This is a genomic window from Streptomyces ferrugineus (genome assembly GCF_015160855.1).
Lineage (GTDB): Bacteria > Actinomycetota > Actinomycetes > Streptomycetales > Streptomycetaceae > Streptomyces > Streptomyces ferrugineus.
The window spans coordinates 4,673,869-4,691,130 of sequence record NZ_CP063373.1; the positions used below are offsets into that span (position 1 = coordinate 4,673,869).

A 17,262-nucleotide genomic window follows, 5' to 3' on the forward strand; every position below is an offset into this window, starting at 1 on the left:
CGCGCGCGACACAGCAAGAATGCGCCACGACGCCCCCCGCCCGCACCTGGGCGGCGCAACCTCGTGCGGAAGATTTCCGGTCAGGGGCGTCCCGCGGCGCTGCGGGACGCCCCTGACCGGAGACACGATCCCCCGCAACCGGGCGGCTTCCCGGCCCGTTGTCGGTGCGAGGCCACGCCATCACCGGGAACACTCGGAAGCGACCCGGCGGGCTCAGCACAGGCAGGAGAGCAGACGCATGGAGTACTACGACCTCGGCGGCCACACCCGCTCCGTCACCACCTCCTCCGCCCAGGCCCAGCTCTGGTTCGACCGCGGCCTGGTGTGGACGTACGCCTTCCACCACGAGGAGGCCGTCGCCTGCTTCGAGGCCGCGGCCCAGGCCGACCCCGACTGCGCCATGGCCCACTGGGGCATCGCCTACGCCCTCGGCCCGAACTACAACAAGCCCTGGGAGTTCTTCGACGACCAGGACCTCGTACGCACCGTCGACCGCACCCACGCCGCGGTGGAGCTGGCCCACGAGAAGGCGGCGCACGCCACCCCCGTCGAACAGGCACTGATCGCCGCACTGCGGGCCCGCTACCCGCAGGCCAAGGCGGTGCCGGACTGCTCGATCTGGAACGCCCCCTACGCCGACAGCATGCGCGCCGTGTACGAACTCGCCCCCGACGACCCGGACATCGCCACCCTCTACGCAGACGCCCTGATGAACCTGACGCCCTGGCAGCTCTGGGACCTCGGGACCGGCGAACCGGCCGAAGGCGCCCGCACGACGGAGGCGAAGGCCGTCCTCGACCGTGCCCTGGCGACCGACGCCGGACGCGACCACCCGGGGCTGGTCCACATGTACGTCCACCTGATGGAGATGTCCCCGACCCCCGAGGCGGCCCTGTCCGTCGCCGACCGGCTGCGCGGACTGGTGCCCGACGCCGGACACCTCAACCACATGCCCTCGCACCTGGAGGTGCTGTGCGGCGACTACCGGCGGGTGGTCTCCGACAACACCGCGGCGATCGCGGCCGACGAGAAGTACCACGCCCGGGCCGGGGCGATGAACTTCTACACCCTCTACCGCTCGCACAACTACCACTTCAAGATCTACGGCGCGATGTTCCTCGGCCAGTCCGAGGTCGCCCTCAAGACCGCGGCAGAGCTCGAGGCGTCCATTCCCGAGGAACTGCTGCGGGTGCCGAGCCCGCCGATGGCCGACTGGCTCGAGGGCTTCCTCGCCATGCGCGTCCACGTGCTGATCCGCTTCGGCCGCTGGGACGACATCCTCGCGCTGCCCCTGCCCGCCGATCCCGAGCTGTACTGCGTGACCACCGCGATGCTCCACTACGCCCGCGGTGTCGCGCTGTCCTCCACCCACCGCGTCCAGGAGGCGGAGGCGGAGCGCCGGCTCTTCCGCGAGGCGGTGGCCCGGGTCCCGGAGACCCGCATGCTCTTCAACAACACCTGCGCCGACATCCTCGCCATCGCCTCGGCGATGCTCGACGGCGAACTGGAATACCGCAAGGGCGACCACGACACGGCCTTCGCCGCACTGGAACGTTCCATCGAACTCGACGACAACCTCCCCTACGACGAGCCCTGGGGCTGGATGCAGCCCACCCGGCACGCCTACGGCGCCCTCCTCCTGGAGCAGGGGCGTGTCGAGGAGGCCGAGGCGGTCTACCGCGCCGACCTCGGTCTCGACGGCACCCTCCCGCGCGCCCTGCAGCACCCCGGCAATGTCTGGTCCCTGCACGGCCTGCACGAGTGCCTGATGCGTCTGGGCCGGACCGGGGAGGCGCAGATGGCGGCCCAGCAACTGCGGCTGGCCGCCGCGCTGGCGGACGTACCGATCGAGGCGTCCTGCTACTGCCGCCTCGACACCACCGCCGAAGGCCCCTGCTGCGCCTGACGGCCGTCGTGCCGGGCGTGCTTCGGGTGTCCTCGACGCCTTCACCCTGCGGCGCCCGGCAGCCTCTGCTCGAACCACACCACCTTGCCCGTGCTCACCCTCGTCACGCCCCACCGCCACGAGAGCTGGTCGACCAGGAACAGTCCCCGGCCGCCCTCGTCGCTGAGCCGGGCATGCCGCATCCTCGGCACCACCGGAGAGTCGTCACCCACCTCGCAGCGCAGCACGTCCGTGGACAGCAGCCGCAGGGTGATCGGCCGGGAAGCGAAGCGCACGGCGTTCGCCACCACCTCGCTGACCATGAGCTCGGTGGTCTCCAGCAGGGACTCCAGGCCCCACTGGCGCAGCGTCCGGCGGGTCAGCCGACGGGCCTGTCCCGCGGTCTGCGGGCGGGGCGCCATGTACCAGTACGCGACGGTCTCCGGAAGGATGCCCTCGAACCGGGCGGCGAGCAGCGCGATGTCGTCGTCCCGGTCACCCTTGCCCAGCGTGCCGAGGGCCTCGTCGCACAGCTCCTCCAGCGCCAGGGGTGCCGCCGCGGAGGCGGCCGCGCGCAGCCGGGCGCACAGCCGGTCCACCCCGGTGAGCACGTCCGAGTCGCGGGACTCGACCAGGCCGTCGGTGTACAGCAGCAGCGTCGCTCCCGTCGGCGCGTTTGTCTCGACGGTCTCGAATCCGCCGCTGCCCACGCCGATCGGCGCCCCGGGCGGGACATGGAGGACCTCCGTGCCGCCGTCGGGGTGCAGCAGGACCGGCGGCAGATGGCCGGCGCTGGACACCAGCAGGCGGTGCAGCACCGGGTCGTACATGGCGTACAGGCAGGTCGCCGTGTGCTCGCTGCCCAGCCGCCCGGCCTGTTCGTCGAGGTGGTGCAGCACCTCGTCCGGGGGCAGATCGAGCCCGGCCAGGGTCTGCACGCTGGTCCGCAGCTGGCCCATGATCGCGGCCGAGGTCATGGAATGGCCCATCACATCGCCGATGACCAGGGCGACGCGGTTGCCGGGCAGGGGGATCGCGTCGTACCAGTCGCCGCCGACCTGGGCGGTGCGCGAGGACGGCAGATAGCGGCTGGCCAGCCGGACGCCGGGCGGCGCCGGGAGGGACGGTGGGAGCATCGTGCGCTGCAAGGTGTCCGCGATGGACGCCTCACGTTCGTACAGCATCGCCTTCTCGAGCCCGAGCGCGGTGTGGGTGGCCAGTTGGGAGGCGACGAGCAGGTCGTCGCCGGTGAAGTCCGGCCGGTCGGGTGCGCGGACGAGGACGACGCTGCCCAGGACCTGGCTGCGGCCGTGCAGCGGGGCGACGATCAGGCGTCCCCCGAGCGGCACCGCCGGATGCGGCGACCCCAGCAGCTCGGCCGTCGCGGGGGCGATGCCCGGCGTGTTCCCCAGCACCGGCCGCCCGTCCTGGAGCAGTTTGGCGAGCAGGCCGCCGGCGGCCGGGCGCACGGACTCCGGTGCCTGGACGGTGGGTGTGTCCGTCGGGGGCGGACCGGAGCCGGGGTGCGGGCGCGAGGCCTGGTCCATGGTGTGCAGCCGCAGGACCGCCGGGGTGCTGCCGGTTTCGTCGCCGACCGGCAGGGGGGCGTACAGATGGACGAACGCGGTGTCGGCGAAGGCCGGGACGGCCGCCCGGCACAGTTCGTACAGGGTCTCGTCGAGGTTCATGCCGCGGGCGATCCGGCGGGTCGCCGCGTCGAGGTAGCGCAGCCGGTCGGTCTGCGGCTCGGCGACGCCCGGTCGGTCGCCCCGCGGGGTTCCGGAAGGGGTTTCCGCGGACAGGGGCGACGGATCGGGGTGCGGCGGCCGATGCGACTTCGTCATGCCTGTCCTTATGCCGGTCCGTCCGACCGTCCGACCGTCCGACCGTGCGGCCCGCGCCGGAGCGAGCGGATCAGGGTCGTCAGGCGCGGCGTCGGCAGCGTAGGAAGATCTGTACCTCCGGCTGGATGTCGGCGGCCGCCGGAGCATAGGAGTGCGAGGACTCCTCGATGATCTCGAAGCCCGCCGTCTCGACGACCTCGCGCAACTCGTCCCGCAGATAGCCGGAGACGCGGATGCTCGTTCCGATGAACGGGATCGTGAAGTCGTCCACATCGGCCTCCACCATCGACAGCGCGAACAGGCCTCCCGGAACCAGCAGGTGGTGGACGGTCCGAAGGGCGAGAGGGATCTCGGCGCGCGGCAGCATGAGCAGGGAGAAGAAGGCGGTCACCGCCTCGAAGCGGCCGAGGTCCAGCGGGCCCCCGGGCCGCAGATCCGCTATGTCCGCCTGATGGAACACCGCACCGGGCACATGGGCGCGGGCGAGCGCCACCATCCCGGCCGACAGGTCCACACCGAAGACCGCGAAGCCCGCCTCCGACATCTGGCGGGCGGTCGGCAGGCCGGTGCCGCTCCCCAGATCCAGTACACGAGCACCGGGCCGCAGGGACCGGATGAGCCACTCGGTGGCCGCGACCTGGCCCTCCTTGTGCGGGAAGGCGTCGTCATAGCGGTCGCCGAGTGCGTCGAAGGCCTCGGCCTGACCGGTGCGGTCGGGCCACAACGCCCCGTAGTCGATCTTGTCGGCGGGGTTGCTCACCAGGAATCTCCTCCCGGAATCATGGGCCATTTTTTCACATTCGTACGGATTCGGTAGGTGGGGGCTCCGCATCCGTGGGGCTGTCCGGGCTGTCCTCCAGGAATCCGCCCGACTGGTGCTGCCACAGCTTCGCGTAGGCGCCGTTCGAGGTGAGCAGTTCGTCGTGGGTGCCCTGCTCGATGATGCGGCCGTGATCGAGGACGACGAGCTGGTCCATGGTGGCGACCGTGCTCAGTCGGTGCGCGACCACCAGCGCGGTCCGCCCCTCCATGAGCCGCCACAGCGCTTCCTGGACGAGGAGCTCGCTCTCCGAGTCCAGCGCGCTGGTCGCCTCGTCGAGCAGCAGGATCGGCGCGTCCCGCAGGATCGCCCGGGCGAGGGCCACCCGCTGGCGCTGGCCGCCGGACAGCTTGATGCCGCGCTCGCCCACCATGGTGTCGAAGCCGTGGGGCAGCGCGTCGGCGAACTCCGTGACATGAGCCGCCTCGGCCGCGCGGCGGATCTCGGCTTCGCCGGCGCCCGGCCGGGCGAAGGCGATGTTGTCCCGCAGCGTGCGGTGGAACATCGCCGGGTCCTGCGGCACATAGGCGATCAGGCCGCGCAGGTCGGCCTGGCGCAGTCTGCTGATGTCCTGGCCGCCGATCAGGATCCGGCCGGCGTCGATGTCGGTCATCCGTAACAGCAGCCGCGTCAGGGTGGTCTTGCCGCCGCCGGAGCGGCCCACGAGGCCGACCTTCGTCCCGGCGGGCACGGCCAGGTCGAGGCCCTCGAACAGCGGCCGGCCGCCGGTGTGGGCGAAGTTCACCCGCTCGAAGCGGACATGGGCGGGACCGGGCCGCAGCGGCTCCGGTGACGGCGGATCCACCACGGTCGGCGGCGTCAGCAGCAGCTCGGTGAACTGCGCGGCCTCCGTCATCGAGCTCTCCAGCCGACGGTAGATCTGGTTGAACTCGAACATGATCCGCGTCGCGTTGGCGTAGTAGGTGAACGCCACCACGATCGCCTCCACCCCGCCCCCGCCCAGCGCGACCGCCAGCAGCAGGCCCAGCGCGTTGGTCAGCACCGACATCGGCGCGACCAGGGTGTCAATGCGCAGATTGCCGTAGTCCCACGACCGCAGGGTGAGCCGGCGCGACGTGGCGACGCGGGCGCGGTGCTCGGCGGCCTCGCGCTCCTCGGCGGCGAACGCCCGCACCGTGTCCATGTTCATCAGACTGTCGGCGACATGCCCCGACACCCGCGCGATCGCCTCCTCGCGATGGTCGACGAGCGCCTGCCGGCGCCGGATCAGCGGCACCACGCACACCGCTGTCAGCGCGATCATCGCCAGCAGCCCGACGACCAGCAGCGGCTCGTAACGCCACAGCACCACCGCCCCGAACACCAGCGGCACGAAGCTGCCCACGATCTGGAACGTCAGTGTGTCGACGAACTGCTCGTAGCGGGCGGCGAAGCTCAGGACGCGCTTGGTCAGCGATCCGGCGAAGTTGTCGTGGAAGAACGCGGCGTCCTTGGCGAACAGCTCGTCCATCCCGATCACATACAGATGCTCGATCCCCAGCGCGTCCAGGCGGTTCAGACAGTGCAGCGCGATGCGCCACAGCGCTTCCGAGAGCAGGAGCACACCGACGAAGCCCAGCACGTACGGCAGCGCCGAGGCGACGGTGACGGCCGTGTCGCCCGCGACGTCGCCGACGAGCTTGGCGACGATCAGCGGCGCGATGTAGTTGATGCCGATGTTGCCCAGGGCCGACAGCAGCATGGCGGGTATCGTCAGCCACCGCAGCCGGGCCAACTCCCGGCCGTAGTAACGAAGTGCGAGCAGCACCGAGCGCTTGCCCGGCAGGACCCTGCGTGACTCAGGCGTTCCCATCCCACCCCTGTATGGCTACGTAGAGTGTCGGTTCGAGTACGCAGTGTCCCGCGGCGGTGGCTGTGGCGTCCAAGTGTTTTCCGGCCGGTGGCGGCGGCCGGGTCACGGCTTTCCCCTACCACAAGTAACATGATCAACTTTCTTCTCGGGTGCCCCTCGCGGGCACCCCGGCACGCACGCTGCCGCCACCCCCCACCAGTTCAATTCCGAGGACCTCGATGTCGTCTCAAAGCGATGCCCTCCAGCAGACGCGCACCGACTACGAACACCACATGCGGACCTGTCGGCAGTGCCATGCCGACACCATGCCCTGCGCGGTGGCCAAGCACCTGCTGCGCCTGTACAACAACGCTCGAAGAAGCGCTGCCCGGCCCTGAGGCCCAACTCTCCCTGGCTCTGGAGGACTTCGTGCGACTCCTGCCCCGCTCCGCGTCCGGCTGGACCATGGCCGTCTTCGGCCTCCTGGCCGCCGTCATGGGCCTGGTGGGGCTGGTCGCCCCCGACGCCCTGCTCCGGCTCATGGGCTTCACGCCCGTGATGGGCCCCGGGCGGGGGACGGGAGATCACACGCTGGTCTTCGTGACGGCGTCGTCCATGGCGGCCCTCAACATGGGTGTGTACTACGTGCTGGCCGCGCTCTGCGACTGGAAGGCGTTCTTCCGCTGGACCGTGCCCTTCCGCCTGCTGACCTGCGCGGTCTTCACGCTCGCGGTGATCGGCGGCCGGGCCCCCGCCGGTTTCCTCGGCGTCGGCCTGTGGGAGGGGATCGGCGCGCTGGTCACGGGTGCGGCCCTGCGCCACGAGAGCCGGCGCACCCCCGGCTCCGGCCAGGTGCCGGCCGCCGTCAGCTGAGGACCGCCTCCCAGGTGTCCACGGCGTAGTGCACGGTCATCCCGTGCCGGGCGTACAGCGCCGGGGCCCCGGTGGCGTTGGCGGTGTCCACACCCAGCCCCACCGTGTCGCGGCCACGGGCGGCGAAGGCGGCGAACGCGTTTCGCAGCAGCAGGCCGCCCAGCCCGGCGCCCCGGGCCTCGCGCACCACGCCGATGCTGCGGATCCAGCCCATGGCCTCACGGTCGTCACGGGCCATCAGGAACCCGGCGTCCCCCAGGTCCTCGGTACCCGCGATCCACACCAGGGACCAGTCGAGGGCGTCCGCGTCGACGTCCCGCAGCCACTGCTCATACGTGCGCGGCTGGAAGTCGAAGTGCTCGGCGAAGCTCGACTGGTACAGCGCGTGGACCCGGGCACGGTCGGCCGGGTCGGCGCACGCCCGCAGCCGGATGCCGGGCGGAACCTCCGGCATCGCAACCTCCACCGAAGTCAGCGGGCGCTGCAGCACGTGATAGCGCCGTACGACGTACCAGCCCCGCCGCTCGATCAGGTCCGTGTCGAGCGTGGGCCGCGTGTTGAGGTGCAGATGCACCACCGCCCGACTCGCGCCGTTCTCCCGGGTCCTGGCCAGGGCCCGGGCCTCCAGCGCGTCCAGGATCAGCTCGCCCGCCCGCTGGTGGTCGGGCAGCACATAGTGGTCGACGTCGACACGCTCGCCCCCCGACTCGTCCCACAGCAGCCCGTACGCCACCAGCCGGTCCCCGTCGAAGACCAGCCACGAGTCGCGGTCCAGAGCGATGTCGGGCCGTTTCAGATCGGCCAGGACGGTGTGCAGATCGGTCTCGGGCCGGCCGATCTCGATCCGGTCGATGTCGTTGAGCAGGTCGGTGACGGCGGCCGCGTCGGCGAGACCGGCGGGGCGAAGGGCGTAGGGCATGGGCCCAGAGTCCGCGCGAGGGCGGGAGGGCCGCAACGGATTTTCGGCGACCCTCCCGCCCTTCCCCCGATGCCCGCGCGGCGTCAGCAGGTCGCGGAGGCCGGCAGGTCGCCGTACTCGTTGCCCTTGAGGTAGACCGCGCTCACATAGCCCTCGACGAGCTTGACCCACACGTTGTTGGTGTAGCCGTTGTCGCGGATGGTCTCGCCGCGTACCCAGCAGTACGCCCCGCGCGGCTGGCCCGCCGCGACGCTGCCGACCTTGGCGTACGAACGCGCGGGTCCGGAACGGACGTTGACCGTCTCGTACGGCACGACGGCGTACGGCGCGGCCATGATCCGGGCATCACCGCGGTTCACGTCGGAGGCCGCGACCGCGGTGGCGGCCGTGAGCGGCCCGAGCAGCGCGAGCGCGCCGGCGCCGACGAGCGCGGCCCGGGCGAAGGTACGGGTGGTCATGACGGGTTCCCCCTGGTTCGGCTGGTCACTTGCCCGGCATCCGGCCGGCACTCGGAACTGTAGGGAAACGCGAGGTCACCAGAACCCTGAGAGTTCTCAGGTACCGTCCGCCACGGCGCGAACCCTACGGTCTGGAACATCAGCGGTGCGCGGCCGCGACGACCGCCGGCACCGCACACCACCGACCCAGGAGAGAGGGCTCGCATGCGCCGCCGAACGCTTCAGACCCTGCTGGCCACATCAGGCGCCGCCGCGATGCTGGCGCTCACCCCGCTCACCGCCCAGGCCGCACCGTACTCGGGCGGCAACTACGGGGCCTACGGCTTCGAGGGCCAGTACCCGACCGTCTCCGGCTGCTCCGGGTCCTTCCGCCAGATCGGGGCGACGAGGACCTTCGAGGGCATGAGGCTGAAGTACTTCTACTCCGACCGATGCGGCTCCTTCGCCCGCATCGAGAACTCCCGCACCAACTGCGCCGCCCTGCTCGAACGCTCGAACTCCGGGGCGGGGCGCGCCGACGGCTGGGTCTCGGAGACCGTCGACCCCGGCATCAACTACGCCTACACGAAGATCGGCAACAACCTCCACGGCCGCGTCTCGCGCGCCCTGCTGGTGTGCGACGGCCACGCCCTGACGCACACGAACTGGTACTGACCGCGGGGCAGCTCCGCGTGGGGGCCGGGATCCCAGGCAACCGAGAAGGCTTTCGGCTCGTCCTTGGGATCATGCACACCGCCAGCATCACCGGCCCCCTGACCGCCTCGCTGCGCCAGCTCCTCGAGTTCGCGTGGCTGCAGACACGCTCCTGCGCCTTCGCCATCGCCCTGATGTCCGGCGTGGCGGCGTCGACCCTGCTGCCCGGCCTCCCCGTGGCCCGCTACGACCTGCTCGTCGTCTACGGCGTGCTGCTGACGGGGCTGTTCTGGCTGCGCGGCTGGGAGAACGCCCGGGACGTCGCCGTCATCGCGGTCTGCCACGTCATCGGCCTGGCCTTCGAGCTGGTGAAGGTGTCCCTCGGCTCATGGAGCTATCCGGAGCCGGCCGTGCTGAAGTTCGCGGGCGTCCCGCTGTACGGCGGATTCCTCTACGCCGCCGTCGGCAGCTATGTCTGCCGCGCCTGGCACCTGTTCGACCTGAAGCTGGTCCGGTACCGCCCGCGCGCGACGGCCGCCGTCGCCGCCGCCGTGTACGTCAACTTCTTCAGCCACCACTGGCTCCCCGACGTCCGCTGGCTCCTGGCCGCGGCGCTCCTCGTCGTCACCGCGGGCACCTGGGCGCACTTCACGGTGCGCGGCGTGCGCCGCCGTATGCCGCTCGCGCTGTCGTTCGTCCTGATCGGCTTCTTCCTGTGGATCGCCGAGAACCTCGCGACCTATGTGGGCGCCTGGCGCTACCCCTACCAGCTCGACGGCTGGCAGCCCGTGGGGCTGGAGAAGTTCGGCGCCTGGTCCCTGCTGATCAGCGTCACCGTCGTGCTGGTGGCAGTGACACGGTCGTACCACGGGCCCGGGAGCACCGGCACGTCGACGCGGGCCGGGCGAAGGCGGAGGCCCGGCCCCCGCCCTCGCTGACCGCTAGGCGCTCTTCGGCCCCGCCTGCTGCACGACCTCGAAGGACCACAGGGTGGACCCGCTCGCCGCCGGCTTGGGGCGCTCCCCGCCTCCCTCGCCGCCGCCCTGGTGGGCCGACTTCATCGGACCCTCCATCCACGCCTGGAAGGACGCCTCGTCACGCCAGCGCGTGTACACGAGATAGGTGTCGGTGCCCTCGACCGGCCGCAGCAGCTCGAACCACTCGAACCCGTCGGAGCTCTCCACGGCATGGGCCCGCGAGGCGAAGCGCTTCTCCAGCGTCTCGCGCTGCTCGGCGGGCACGGTCAGTACGTTGATCTTGACTACGCTCATGGTGCTCATCCTGCCAGGAGGAGCGCCCCGGCCGGTCACCGCCCGGGCCGCCCCCCCCACGCGTGGCTCAGGCCGTGTGCAGCCTCAGCCCGTAGCGGCCGAGTATCTCGTTGACGGGCTGGAACCAGGTCTCCCCGCCGCCGGAGCAGTTGCCCCAGCCGCCCGAGGTGACCCCCTGCGCCTGGTCACCGCTGATGAAGGAGCCCCCGGAGTCGCCGCCTTCGGCGCAGACGCTGGTCTTGGTCATCTGGTGCACCGCGCCCTGGCTGTAGTTGACCGTCTCGTTCTTGGCCAGCACGGTGCCGCAGTGCCAGTGCGTCGTGGAGCCGGACCGGCAGACGGAGGCGCCGACGGGTGCCTCGCCCGAGCCGCGCACGAGGCGGTCCGGGACCGTGCCCCAGCCGAGGACGACCGGTACCGTCCACCAGCCGCTGCCGACGCTCACCCAGGCGTAGTCGTTGCCCGGGAACGAGGAGCCCTGGAAGGTCCCGATGTGGGTGCCGTCCCAGCCCCTGACACTGGCGCCCGACTGTCCGCAGTGCCCCGCGGTGATGAATCCGCCGTGCACCGAGAAGCCTATGGAGCAGCGGACGTTGCCCGTGTAGTACGGGTCGCCGCCGACCGTGCCCGCCGCGAAGGTGCGCGGGGCGGCGGCCACCGTCTCGACCGTGACGGGCCCCGCTGCGCGGGCACGCGAGACGAACCGGCGGACATCGTTGTCAGCCCGCTTGTCGCGGACCACGTTCACGACCACGGTGTTGGCGGCCGGGTCGACGTGCCAACTGCTCACGCCCGACGGCGCGGGCAGGCGGTCGATGCGTGCCTTGGCCGCGTCGAGTTCGCGCGCGCTGTGTGCGACGGTGCGCACGCTCGCCCCGGTGGAGCGGAGCTCCCGTACGGTCGTCGACGGGGCGTCGGAGGTGACGGCCACGGTGAGCCGCTCGCTGGCCGCGTCGAACCAGGCGCCGCCGTAGGCGGATCCGGCCGCCCTGCGCGCCTTCGGTGCGAGGTCGATGGCGGTGCGCTCCGCCGCGAGCCGGGCCTCGGCCCGCTCCTTCGACAGGCCGAGGTCCCGCTGCATCGCCTGGAGCAGCCCGGGGGAGGCGGGTTCGGTGTCGGCCGCCGTGGGGGATTCGTCCGCCGAGGCCTGCCCGGTGCCGCCCGCGGTCCAGCCGCCGAGCACCAGCAGTGCGGCGAGGCCGGCGTACTTGAGTCTGCTGCGTCTCAAGGGAGTTGCCCTTCGTCGTTCCAACAAGGTGGGGTGGAACAACCGCAATCTGAGAGCGCTCTCACTCGGGGTTGGGTAGAGCATAGCGATGTCGGCATGTCAGGTCCATACCAGAGATGACAGGAAGGCGCGGCTCAGCCGAGGTTGCCGGCGCGGGCGTCCCGCCACCGGTCGACGCCGCCGTTGGTGGCGTACTTGTCGATCTCGGCGAGTTCCTCGTCGGCGAAGTCGGGGTTCTCCAGTGCGGCCACGTTCTGCTCCAACCGCTCGGTGCGCGAGGCGCCGATGACCAGCCCCTGGGCCTTGGCGAGGTCGTGGTGGGTGATGCCGAGGCCGAAGGCGCGCAGGACGACCTCGCGCCGGCCTCGAAGGGCTTGTGGTCACCGAAGTTGTGCCGGTATCGAAGGGTGCGGATCATGCTCAGGCCCGGCCCGTGGTCGTCGTGGGCACGTTGTGTCCGTCCACACGTACGACCGGTCTGCCGGACGCGAGGGCCGAGGCGGGCCAGGACAGCGTGACGTCCCTGGACTCGCCGGGGAGCAGCCAGAGGTAGTTGTCGCCGTACAGCGTGGGCAGCACCCGGTCACCGGTGGCGGAGTCGAGGGGCGAGACGCGCACCATCGCCGCGACCGTCGTACCCCGGTTGCGCAGGCGTGCGGTGAGCCCGCGCCGGGCGCCCGAGCGGTCCGTGCCGGTGATCTCGGCCGACACCCGGGTCCGCTCGACCTGGTTCAGCGCGCGCATGTGGGCGGGCTCGCGGTATCGCCAGTACGTGTTCTCCGCCAGCAGGCCGCCGCGCGCGTCCACGAGGCGCAGCCGCAGCAGATGGAAGCCGGGCAGGTCGTCCGGCCGGCCCGCGCTGAAGGCGGTCGTGGTCGACGAGGCGGCGACCATCGTCAACTGCTCGCCGGAAAGCACCGCTTCGACGACCCCGAGGTACGCAAGGTCTTCGACCGCTGGCAGGAGGCGCTGCCGTACTTCGACCCCAACGGCACCGCCGGTGCCTTCCAGGACGCCACGACCGCCCTGCTCAACGGGCGCAGCGGCATGATGCTGATCGGCACCTTCTTCGCCGACGCGGCGCCCAAGGACGCCCTCGACGACATCGACTTCTTCCGCTTCCCGGTCATCGACCCCAAGGTGCCGCTCGCCGAAGAGGCCCCCACCGACGGCTACTTCGCCAGCGCCCGCACCGGACGCCGCGACGGCGTGCTCGACCTGCTCGGCTACCTCGCCACCGCCGAGGCCCAGGAGATCTACATCAAGGGCTCCTCCGGCACCGTCCTGCCCTGCCATCCCGACGCCGAGGACGCCGGCACCCCCCTGGTGAAGAAGGGCCGCAGGCACATCGAGGAGGCCGCCGAGATCACCCAGTTCTTCAACCGCGACTCCAGCGACGCCCTCCAGCCCACCGCCGACACCGCGCTGACCAAGTTCCTCGCCCGGCCCAAGGAGTTCGGGAGCATTCTCGCCGACTGGCAGCGCGATGCCGAGAAGATCTGGAACGTCTGACATGGCCGTCGTGACCGCCCCCCACCGCAAGCCCCCGGTCCCGGCGCCGTCCCGTGGCGGCCGGGCCCGGGGCCCTGGGCGCACACCCCCGCTGGTGCTCGCCTTCGTCCTCGTCCCGCTGCTCGCCGAGGCCGTGTGGGTGTTCTGGCCCGCGCTCCAGGGCTTCTACCTCGCCCTGACGAGCTGGGACGGCGTGTCGACGCCGAAGTTCGTCGGCCTGGACAACTTCCGGGAGATGGCGGGCGACGACATCTTCCGCGGCGCCGTCGGCCACACCGTGCTCTGGCTCGTGCTGTTCGGCGGCCTGTCCGCCCTGCTCGGCCTCGCCGCCGCACTGCTGCTCCAACAGGAGCGGCGCGGCGTCGGCATCTACCGCGCGGCGCTCTTCCTGCCCGTCGTGTTCTCCCTGGTCGCCACCGCCCTGGTCTGGCAGGCCATCTACCAGCCCGACGGAGTCCTCAACCAACTCCTCGAATCCGTCGGCCTCGGCAGCCTGCGGCACGCCTGGCTCGCCGACCAGGACACCGCCCTGTACGCGGTCATCGTGCCCGCGCTGTGGCGGCAGATCGGGTACGTGATGGTCCTCTACCTCGCCGGACTCAAGGGCATCGACCCGGCCCTGTACGAGGCCGCCAAGGTCGACGGAGCGACCGCCTGGCAGCGCTTCCGCCATGTCACCCTGCCCCAACTGCGCAGCGTCAACGCGGTCGTTCTGTCCGTCATCGTCATCGACTCGCTGCGCTCCTTCGACGTCGTGTGGTCGCTCACCCGAGGCGGCCCCTACCACTCCTCCGAACTGCTGAGCACCTATATGTACTCGACCGCCTTCCAGTCCCTGCGGCTCGGATACGGCTCCGCCCTGGCCGTCGTCATCTTCGTGCTGGCGTTTGCGGAGTGCTGGGCATCGGGGCCGACCTGCGGGCCTGGACCCCGCGGCAGCGGGCCGAGGCCGCCCGGTGGATCGCCCGCTACAAAGAGGTGCGGGAGGTCATCCACCACGGACAGGTCCGGCTGCTGGGCTCGCCGGCCGACCCCACCTGCGGAGTGCAGTACGACGCCGGAGAGCACACCGTCGTCGCCGCGCTGAGCACCGGACGCCTCGACGGCGCTCCGCTCGTGCCCGGACGGCCCGACCGGCTCCGGCTGCGCGGGCTGGACCCGGCGGCGCACTATCGGGACACGGCCACCGGAACGACGTACAGCGGCGCCCATCTGCTGCACTACGGGCTGCCCTTCGCCTGGAGCGCCGATCATGATGCGGACCTGGTGGTGCTGGCACGCCGGTGAGCCGCATATGTTTCCCGCACGGCCCGTTCCCGCTCGCGAACCACGCTCACGAAGGAGTCGACCCCACGATGGACCGCTTCACCGGCCGTACGGCCGTGGTCACCGGCGCGGCCTCCGGCATCGGTGCCGCGACCGCCGCGCGCCTGGCCCAGGAGGGAGCCGCGGTGGTGCTCGCCGACGTGGCCGAGGAGCGCGGTGCGGCGGTGGCCGAACGGATCACGAAGGACGGCGGCCGGGCACGGTTCGTGCGGGCCGACGTGGCGGCGGAGGACGACTGGCGCCGGATCGTCGCCGCCGCCCATGACTTCGGGCCCGTGGACGTCCTCGTCAGCAACGCCTACACCGTCGACGTGGCCCCGGCGCACGAGACCACCCTCGAGTCGTGGCAACGGCAGCTCTCCGTCAACCTCACCGCGAGCTTCCTCGGCTTCCGGGCGGCGCTGCCCGATCTGCGGGACCGCCGGGGAGCGGCGGTGCTGACCTCGTCCGTCCACGCGCGCACGGGCATCCCAGGACACCCCGCCTACGCCGCGTCCAAGGGCGCCCTGCTGTCCCTGTGCGGACAGCTCGCCGTCGAGTACGGGCCCGACGTCCGCGTCAACGCCGTCCTGCCGGGACCCGTCCTGACCGCCGCCTGGGACCGGGTGCAGCCCGAGGACCGCGAGCGCAGCGTCGCCGAGACCGCCGCCCGCCGCTTCGGCACCCCCGAGGAGGTGGCCGCGGCCATCGCCTTCCTCAGCGCCGACGAAGCGTCCTACATCACCGGCACGAGCCTCGTCGTGGACGGCGGCTGGAGCGTCGTGAAGGCCTCCGCATGACCCACGCCTCCCCTCTCATCTGCAGAAAGGCTGTACGACATGACGCCCTACGCCCGCTGCGGCGTGCACGGCCAGACCGTGGAGGCCCTCGCCCGCCGCATCCTGTGCGGTCAGATCCCCGAGGGCGCCACGCTCGACCTGGTGGCGCTGCAGAGCGAGTTGGACGTCAGCCTCACCGCCCTGCGCGAGTCCCTGAAGGTGCTCGCCGCCAAGGGCATGGTCGACGCCCGCCAGAAACGCGGCACCTTCGTCAGGGCCCGCGCCGACTGGAACCTGCTCGACGCCGACGTGCTGCGCTGGCAGTTCGAGGGCGCCGACCAGGCCACCGACGCCGACCGGACGCTGCTGCGCAATCTCGCCGAGGTCCGCGCCATCGTCGAACCGGCCGCCGTACGGCTGGCCGCCGAGCGCCGCACCGACGCCGACCTCGCGGCCCTCGAAGCGGCGCTGGAGGCGATGGGGGAGGAGGGCTTCGACCCGGGGCAGGCCGTGGCGGCCGACCTCGCCTTCCACCGCGCCCTGCTCACCGCCACCCACAACGAACTCCTCGAACGCATGGAGATGGTGATCGAGCCCGGCCTCGCCCACCGCGACCGCATCGTGCACAGCCACCCCCACAGCGAGGACCCCGTACCGGCCCACCGCGCCGTCCTGGACGCCGTACGCGACCAGGACCCGCAGGCCGCGGAGGCCGCGATGCGGGCCCTGCTCGTCCAGGCCGGTCGCGATCTGGACCGGGTCGAGGCCGACGACGACACGAAAGGCACCGGCGGCAAGTGAAGATCACTCGAATAGAAACCTTCCTGGTCCCGCCGCGCTGGCTGTTCTGCCGCATCGAGACCGACGACGGCGTGGTCGGCTGGGGCGAACCCGTCGTCGAGGGCCGGGCCGAGGTGGTCCGCGCCGCCGTGGACGTCCTGGCGGACTACCTCCTCTGCAAGGACCCGCTGCGCATCCAGGACCACTGGCAGGTGCTCACCAAGGGCGGCTTCTACCGCGGCGGCCCCGTCCTCTCCAGCGCCGTCGCCGGCCTCGACCAGGCCCTGTGGGACATCGCCGGCAAGACCTACGGCGCCCCCGTGCACGCCCTGCTCGGCGGGCCCGTACGCGAACGCGTCCGCGTCTACGCCTGGGTCGGCGGTGACGAACCCGCCCAGCTCACCGAGCAGATCACCGCCCAGGTCGAGGCCGGCTTCACCGCCGTCAAGATGAACGCCGCCGGCGCCACCTCGCCCATCACCACGGCGGCCGAGACCGCCGCCGTCGTCGCCCGGGTGGCCGCCGCCCGCGACGTCCTCGGCCCGGACCGCGACGTCGCCGTCGACTTCCACGGCCGCTTCACCGCCGCGAGCGCCCGCCGCGTGCTGGCCGAACTCGCCCCGCTGCACCCGCTGTTCGTGGAGGAACCCGTCGTCCCCGAACACGGCCATCTGCTGCCCGGCCTGGTCGCCGCGACCCCGATCCCCCTCGCCACCGGCGAACGCCTCTACTCCCGCGGCGAGTTCCTGCCCGCCCTCACCGCCGGCATCGCCGTCGCCCAGCCCGACCTGTCCCACGCCGGCGGCATCTCCGAGGTGCACCGCATCGCCTCCCTGGCCGACACCTACGGCGCCCAGCTGGCCCCGCACTGCCCGCTCGGCCCCATCGCGCTGGCCGCCAGCCTCCAGGTCGCCTTCGCGACCCCCAACTTCCTGATCCAGGAACAGAGCCGAGGCATCCACTACAACAAGGACGCCGACCTGCTGTCCTACCTCGCCGACCCCGCCCCGTTCCGCTTCGTCGACGGCCACGCGCCCCGCAACGATGCCCCCGGCCTGGGCATCACCCTCGACGAGGCGGCCGTACGCGAGGCCGACCGCACCGGACACGCCTGGCGCAACCCCGTCTGGCGGCACTCCGACGACTCCTTCGCCGAGTGGTGA

At 71.7% G+C, this 17,262-nt stretch carries 15 protein-coding genes and 4 pseudogenes; 10 read left to right on the forward strand and 9 right to left on the reverse strand.

All coding sequences use genetic code 11. The features are described from left to right. The first annotated feature begins 238 nt into the window (after positions 1–238). Entirely contained in the window at positions 239–1,906 is a 1,668-nt protein-coding gene (locus tag IM697_RS21275) for a tetratricopeptide repeat protein (protein ID WP_194049291.1), read from the forward strand. A gap of 41 nt (positions 1,907–1,947) precedes the next feature. Here IM697_RS21275 and IM697_RS21280 read toward each other — a convergent pair whose 3' ends face one another. From IM697_RS21280 to IM697_RS21290, 3 genes are all read right to left on the reverse strand, one after another. After that, entirely contained in the window at positions 1,948–3,729 is a 1,782-nt protein-coding gene (locus tag IM697_RS21280; RefSeq protein ID WP_322734563.1) for a SpoIIE family protein phosphatase, read from the reverse strand. Positions 3,730–3,808: 79 nt separating this feature from the next. Beyond that, positions 3,809–4,489: a class I SAM-dependent DNA methyltransferase gene (locus IM697_RS21285; protein WP_228044801.1), complete on the reverse strand. Its 681-nt coding sequence runs from the start codon at positions 4,487–4,489 to the stop codon at positions 3,809–3,811. 34 nt (positions 4,490–4,523) lie between these two features. Further along, positions 4,524–6,362, reverse strand: coding sequence for an ABC transporter ATP-binding protein (locus tag IM697_RS21290; RefSeq protein ID WP_194049294.1), 1,839 nt, complete (start codon positions 6,360–6,362; stop codon positions 4,524–4,526). Between the two features lie 444 nt (positions 6,363–6,806). Here IM697_RS21290 and IM697_RS21295 point away from each other — a divergent pair, with 444 nt between their 5' ends. Next, on the forward strand, positions 6,807–7,214 hold the full coding sequence (locus tag IM697_RS21295) for a hypothetical protein (protein WP_194049799.1): 408 nt from the start codon (positions 6,807–6,809) through the stop codon (positions 7,212–7,214). Here IM697_RS21295 and IM697_RS21300 read toward each other — a convergent pair. After that, positions 7,207–8,133 (reverse strand): GNAT family N-acetyltransferase, encoded by a 927-nt coding sequence (locus IM697_RS21300; RefSeq protein ID WP_194049295.1) that lies wholly within the window; start codon positions 8,131–8,133, stop codon positions 7,207–7,209. The two genes, IM697_RS21295 and IM697_RS21300, sit on opposite strands and share 8 nt — an antisense overlap. Before the next feature lie 83 nt (positions 8,134–8,216). Then, on the reverse strand, positions 8,217–8,591 hold the full coding sequence (locus IM697_RS21305) for an SH3 domain-containing protein (RefSeq protein ID WP_194049296.1): 375 nt from the start codon (positions 8,589–8,591) through the stop codon (positions 8,217–8,219). A gap of 204 nt (positions 8,592–8,795) precedes the next feature. On the opposite strand from IM697_RS21305, the gene IM697_RS21310 reads away from it, so the two are divergent. Both IM697_RS21310 and IM697_RS21315 read left to right on the forward strand, forming a co-directional pair. After that, a complete protein-coding gene (locus IM697_RS21310; RefSeq protein WP_194049297.1) occupies positions 8,796–9,245 on the forward strand; it encodes a hypothetical protein in 450 nt (149 codons plus the stop codon). Between the two features lie 71 nt (positions 9,246–9,316). After that, entirely contained in the window at positions 9,317–10,162 is an 846-nt protein-coding gene (locus IM697_RS21315) for a DUF817 domain-containing protein (protein WP_194049298.1), read from the forward strand. 3 nt (positions 10,163–10,165) lie between these two features. Here IM697_RS21315 and IM697_RS21320 read toward each other — a convergent pair whose 3' ends face one another. From IM697_RS21320 to IM697_RS21335, 4 genes and pseudogenes are all read right to left on the reverse strand, one after another. Beyond that, the gene (locus tag IM697_RS21320) at positions 10,166–10,495 is read right to left on the reverse strand and encodes an antibiotic biosynthesis monooxygenase family protein (protein ID WP_194049299.1); all 330 of its coding nucleotides are present in this window, start codon (positions 10,493–10,495) and stop codon (positions 10,166–10,168) included. A 67-nt stretch (positions 10,496–10,562) separates the two neighbouring features. Continuing rightward, positions 10,563–11,723 (reverse strand): trypsin-like serine protease, encoded by a 1,161-nt coding sequence (locus tag IM697_RS21325; protein ID WP_194049300.1) that lies wholly within the window; start codon positions 11,721–11,723, stop codon positions 10,563–10,565. A gap of 134 nt (positions 11,724–11,857) precedes the next feature. Then, positions 11,858–12,028: pseudogene (locus tag IM697_RS21330) on the reverse strand (aldo/keto reductase); the annotation flags it as partial. A 115-nt stretch (positions 12,029–12,143) separates the two neighbouring features. Continuing rightward, positions 12,144–12,617, reverse strand: a complete 474-nt coding sequence (locus tag IM697_RS21335) for a glycoside hydrolase family 2 protein (RefSeq protein ID WP_194049301.1) — start codon at positions 12,615–12,617, stop codon at positions 12,144–12,146. On the opposite strand from IM697_RS21335, the pseudogene IM697_RS21340 reads away from it, so the two are divergent. The 6 genes and pseudogenes from IM697_RS21340 to dgoD form a co-directional block, all read left to right on the forward strand. Beyond that, positions 12,615–13,235 (forward strand): annotated as a pseudogene (locus IM697_RS21340) (extracellular solute-binding protein); the annotation flags it as partial. The gene IM697_RS21335 and the pseudogene IM697_RS21340 overlap by 3 nt on opposite strands. Before the next feature lies 1 nt (position 13,236). Continuing rightward, a pseudogene (locus IM697_RS21345) lies at positions 13,237–14,124 on the forward strand (carbohydrate ABC transporter permease); the annotation flags it as partial. Next, a pseudogene (locus tag IM697_RS21350) lies at positions 14,121–14,522 on the forward strand (GH36 C-terminal domain-containing protein); the annotation flags it as partial. The pseudogenes IM697_RS21345 and IM697_RS21350, both read left to right, overlap by 4 nt. A 68-nt stretch (positions 14,523–14,590) precedes the next feature. Beyond that, positions 14,591–15,340 (forward strand): SDR family NAD(P)-dependent oxidoreductase, encoded by a 750-nt coding sequence (locus tag IM697_RS21355; RefSeq protein WP_194049302.1) that lies wholly within the window; start codon positions 14,591–14,593, stop codon positions 15,338–15,340. Between the two features lie 39 nt (positions 15,341–15,379). Then, positions 15,380–16,120, forward strand: coding sequence for a FadR/GntR family transcriptional regulator (locus IM697_RS21360; RefSeq protein ID WP_194049303.1), 741 nt, complete (start codon positions 15,380–15,382; stop codon positions 16,118–16,120). After that, entirely contained in the window at positions 16,117–17,262 is a 1,146-nt protein-coding gene (gene dgoD / locus IM697_RS21365) for a galactonate dehydratase (RefSeq protein WP_194049304.1), read from the forward strand. Before IM697_RS21360 ends, dgoD begins: the two co-directional genes overlap by 4 nt.

Coding starts and splice junctions, on each gene's coding strand:
- IM697_RS21275 (WP_194049291.1), top strand. CDS start 239: ATGGAGTACTACGACCTCGGCGGCCACACCCGCTCCGTCACCACCTCC.
- IM697_RS21280 (WP_322734563.1), bottom strand. CDS start 3,729: ATGACGAAGTCGCATCGGCCGCCGCACCCCGATCCGTCGCCCCTGTCC.
- IM697_RS21290 (WP_194049294.1), bottom strand. CDS start 6,362: ATGGGAACGCCTGAGTCACGCAGGGTCCTGCCGGGCAAGCGCTCGGTG.
- IM697_RS21295 (WP_194049799.1), top strand. CDS start 6,807: ATGGCCGTCTTCGGCCTCCTGGCCGCCGTCATGGGCCTGGTGGGGCTG.
- IM697_RS21300 (WP_194049295.1), bottom strand. CDS start 8,133: ATGCCCTACGCCCTTCGCCCCGCCGGTCTCGCCGACGCGGCCGCCGTC.
- IM697_RS21305 (WP_194049296.1), bottom strand. CDS start 8,591: ATGACCACCCGTACCTTCGCCCGGGCCGCGCTCGTCGGCGCCGGCGCG.
- IM697_RS21310 (WP_194049297.1), top strand. CDS start 8,796: ATGCGCCGCCGAACGCTTCAGACCCTGCTGGCCACATCAGGCGCCGCC.
- IM697_RS21315 (WP_194049298.1), top strand. CDS start 9,317: ATGCACACCGCCAGCATCACCGGCCCCCTGACCGCCTCGCTGCGCCAG.
- IM697_RS21320 (WP_194049299.1), bottom strand. CDS start 10,495: ATGAGCGTAGTCAAGATCAACGTACTGACCGTGCCCGCCGAGCAGCGC.
- IM697_RS21335 (WP_194049301.1), bottom strand. CDS start 12,617: ATGGTCGCCGCCTCGTCGACCACGACCGCCTTCAGCGCGGGCCGGCCG.
- IM697_RS21355 (WP_194049302.1), top strand. CDS start 14,591: ATGGACCGCTTCACCGGCCGTACGGCCGTGGTCACCGGCGCGGCCTCC.
- IM697_RS21360 (WP_194049303.1), top strand. CDS start 15,380: ATGACGCCCTACGCCCGCTGCGGCGTGCACGGCCAGACCGTGGAGGCC.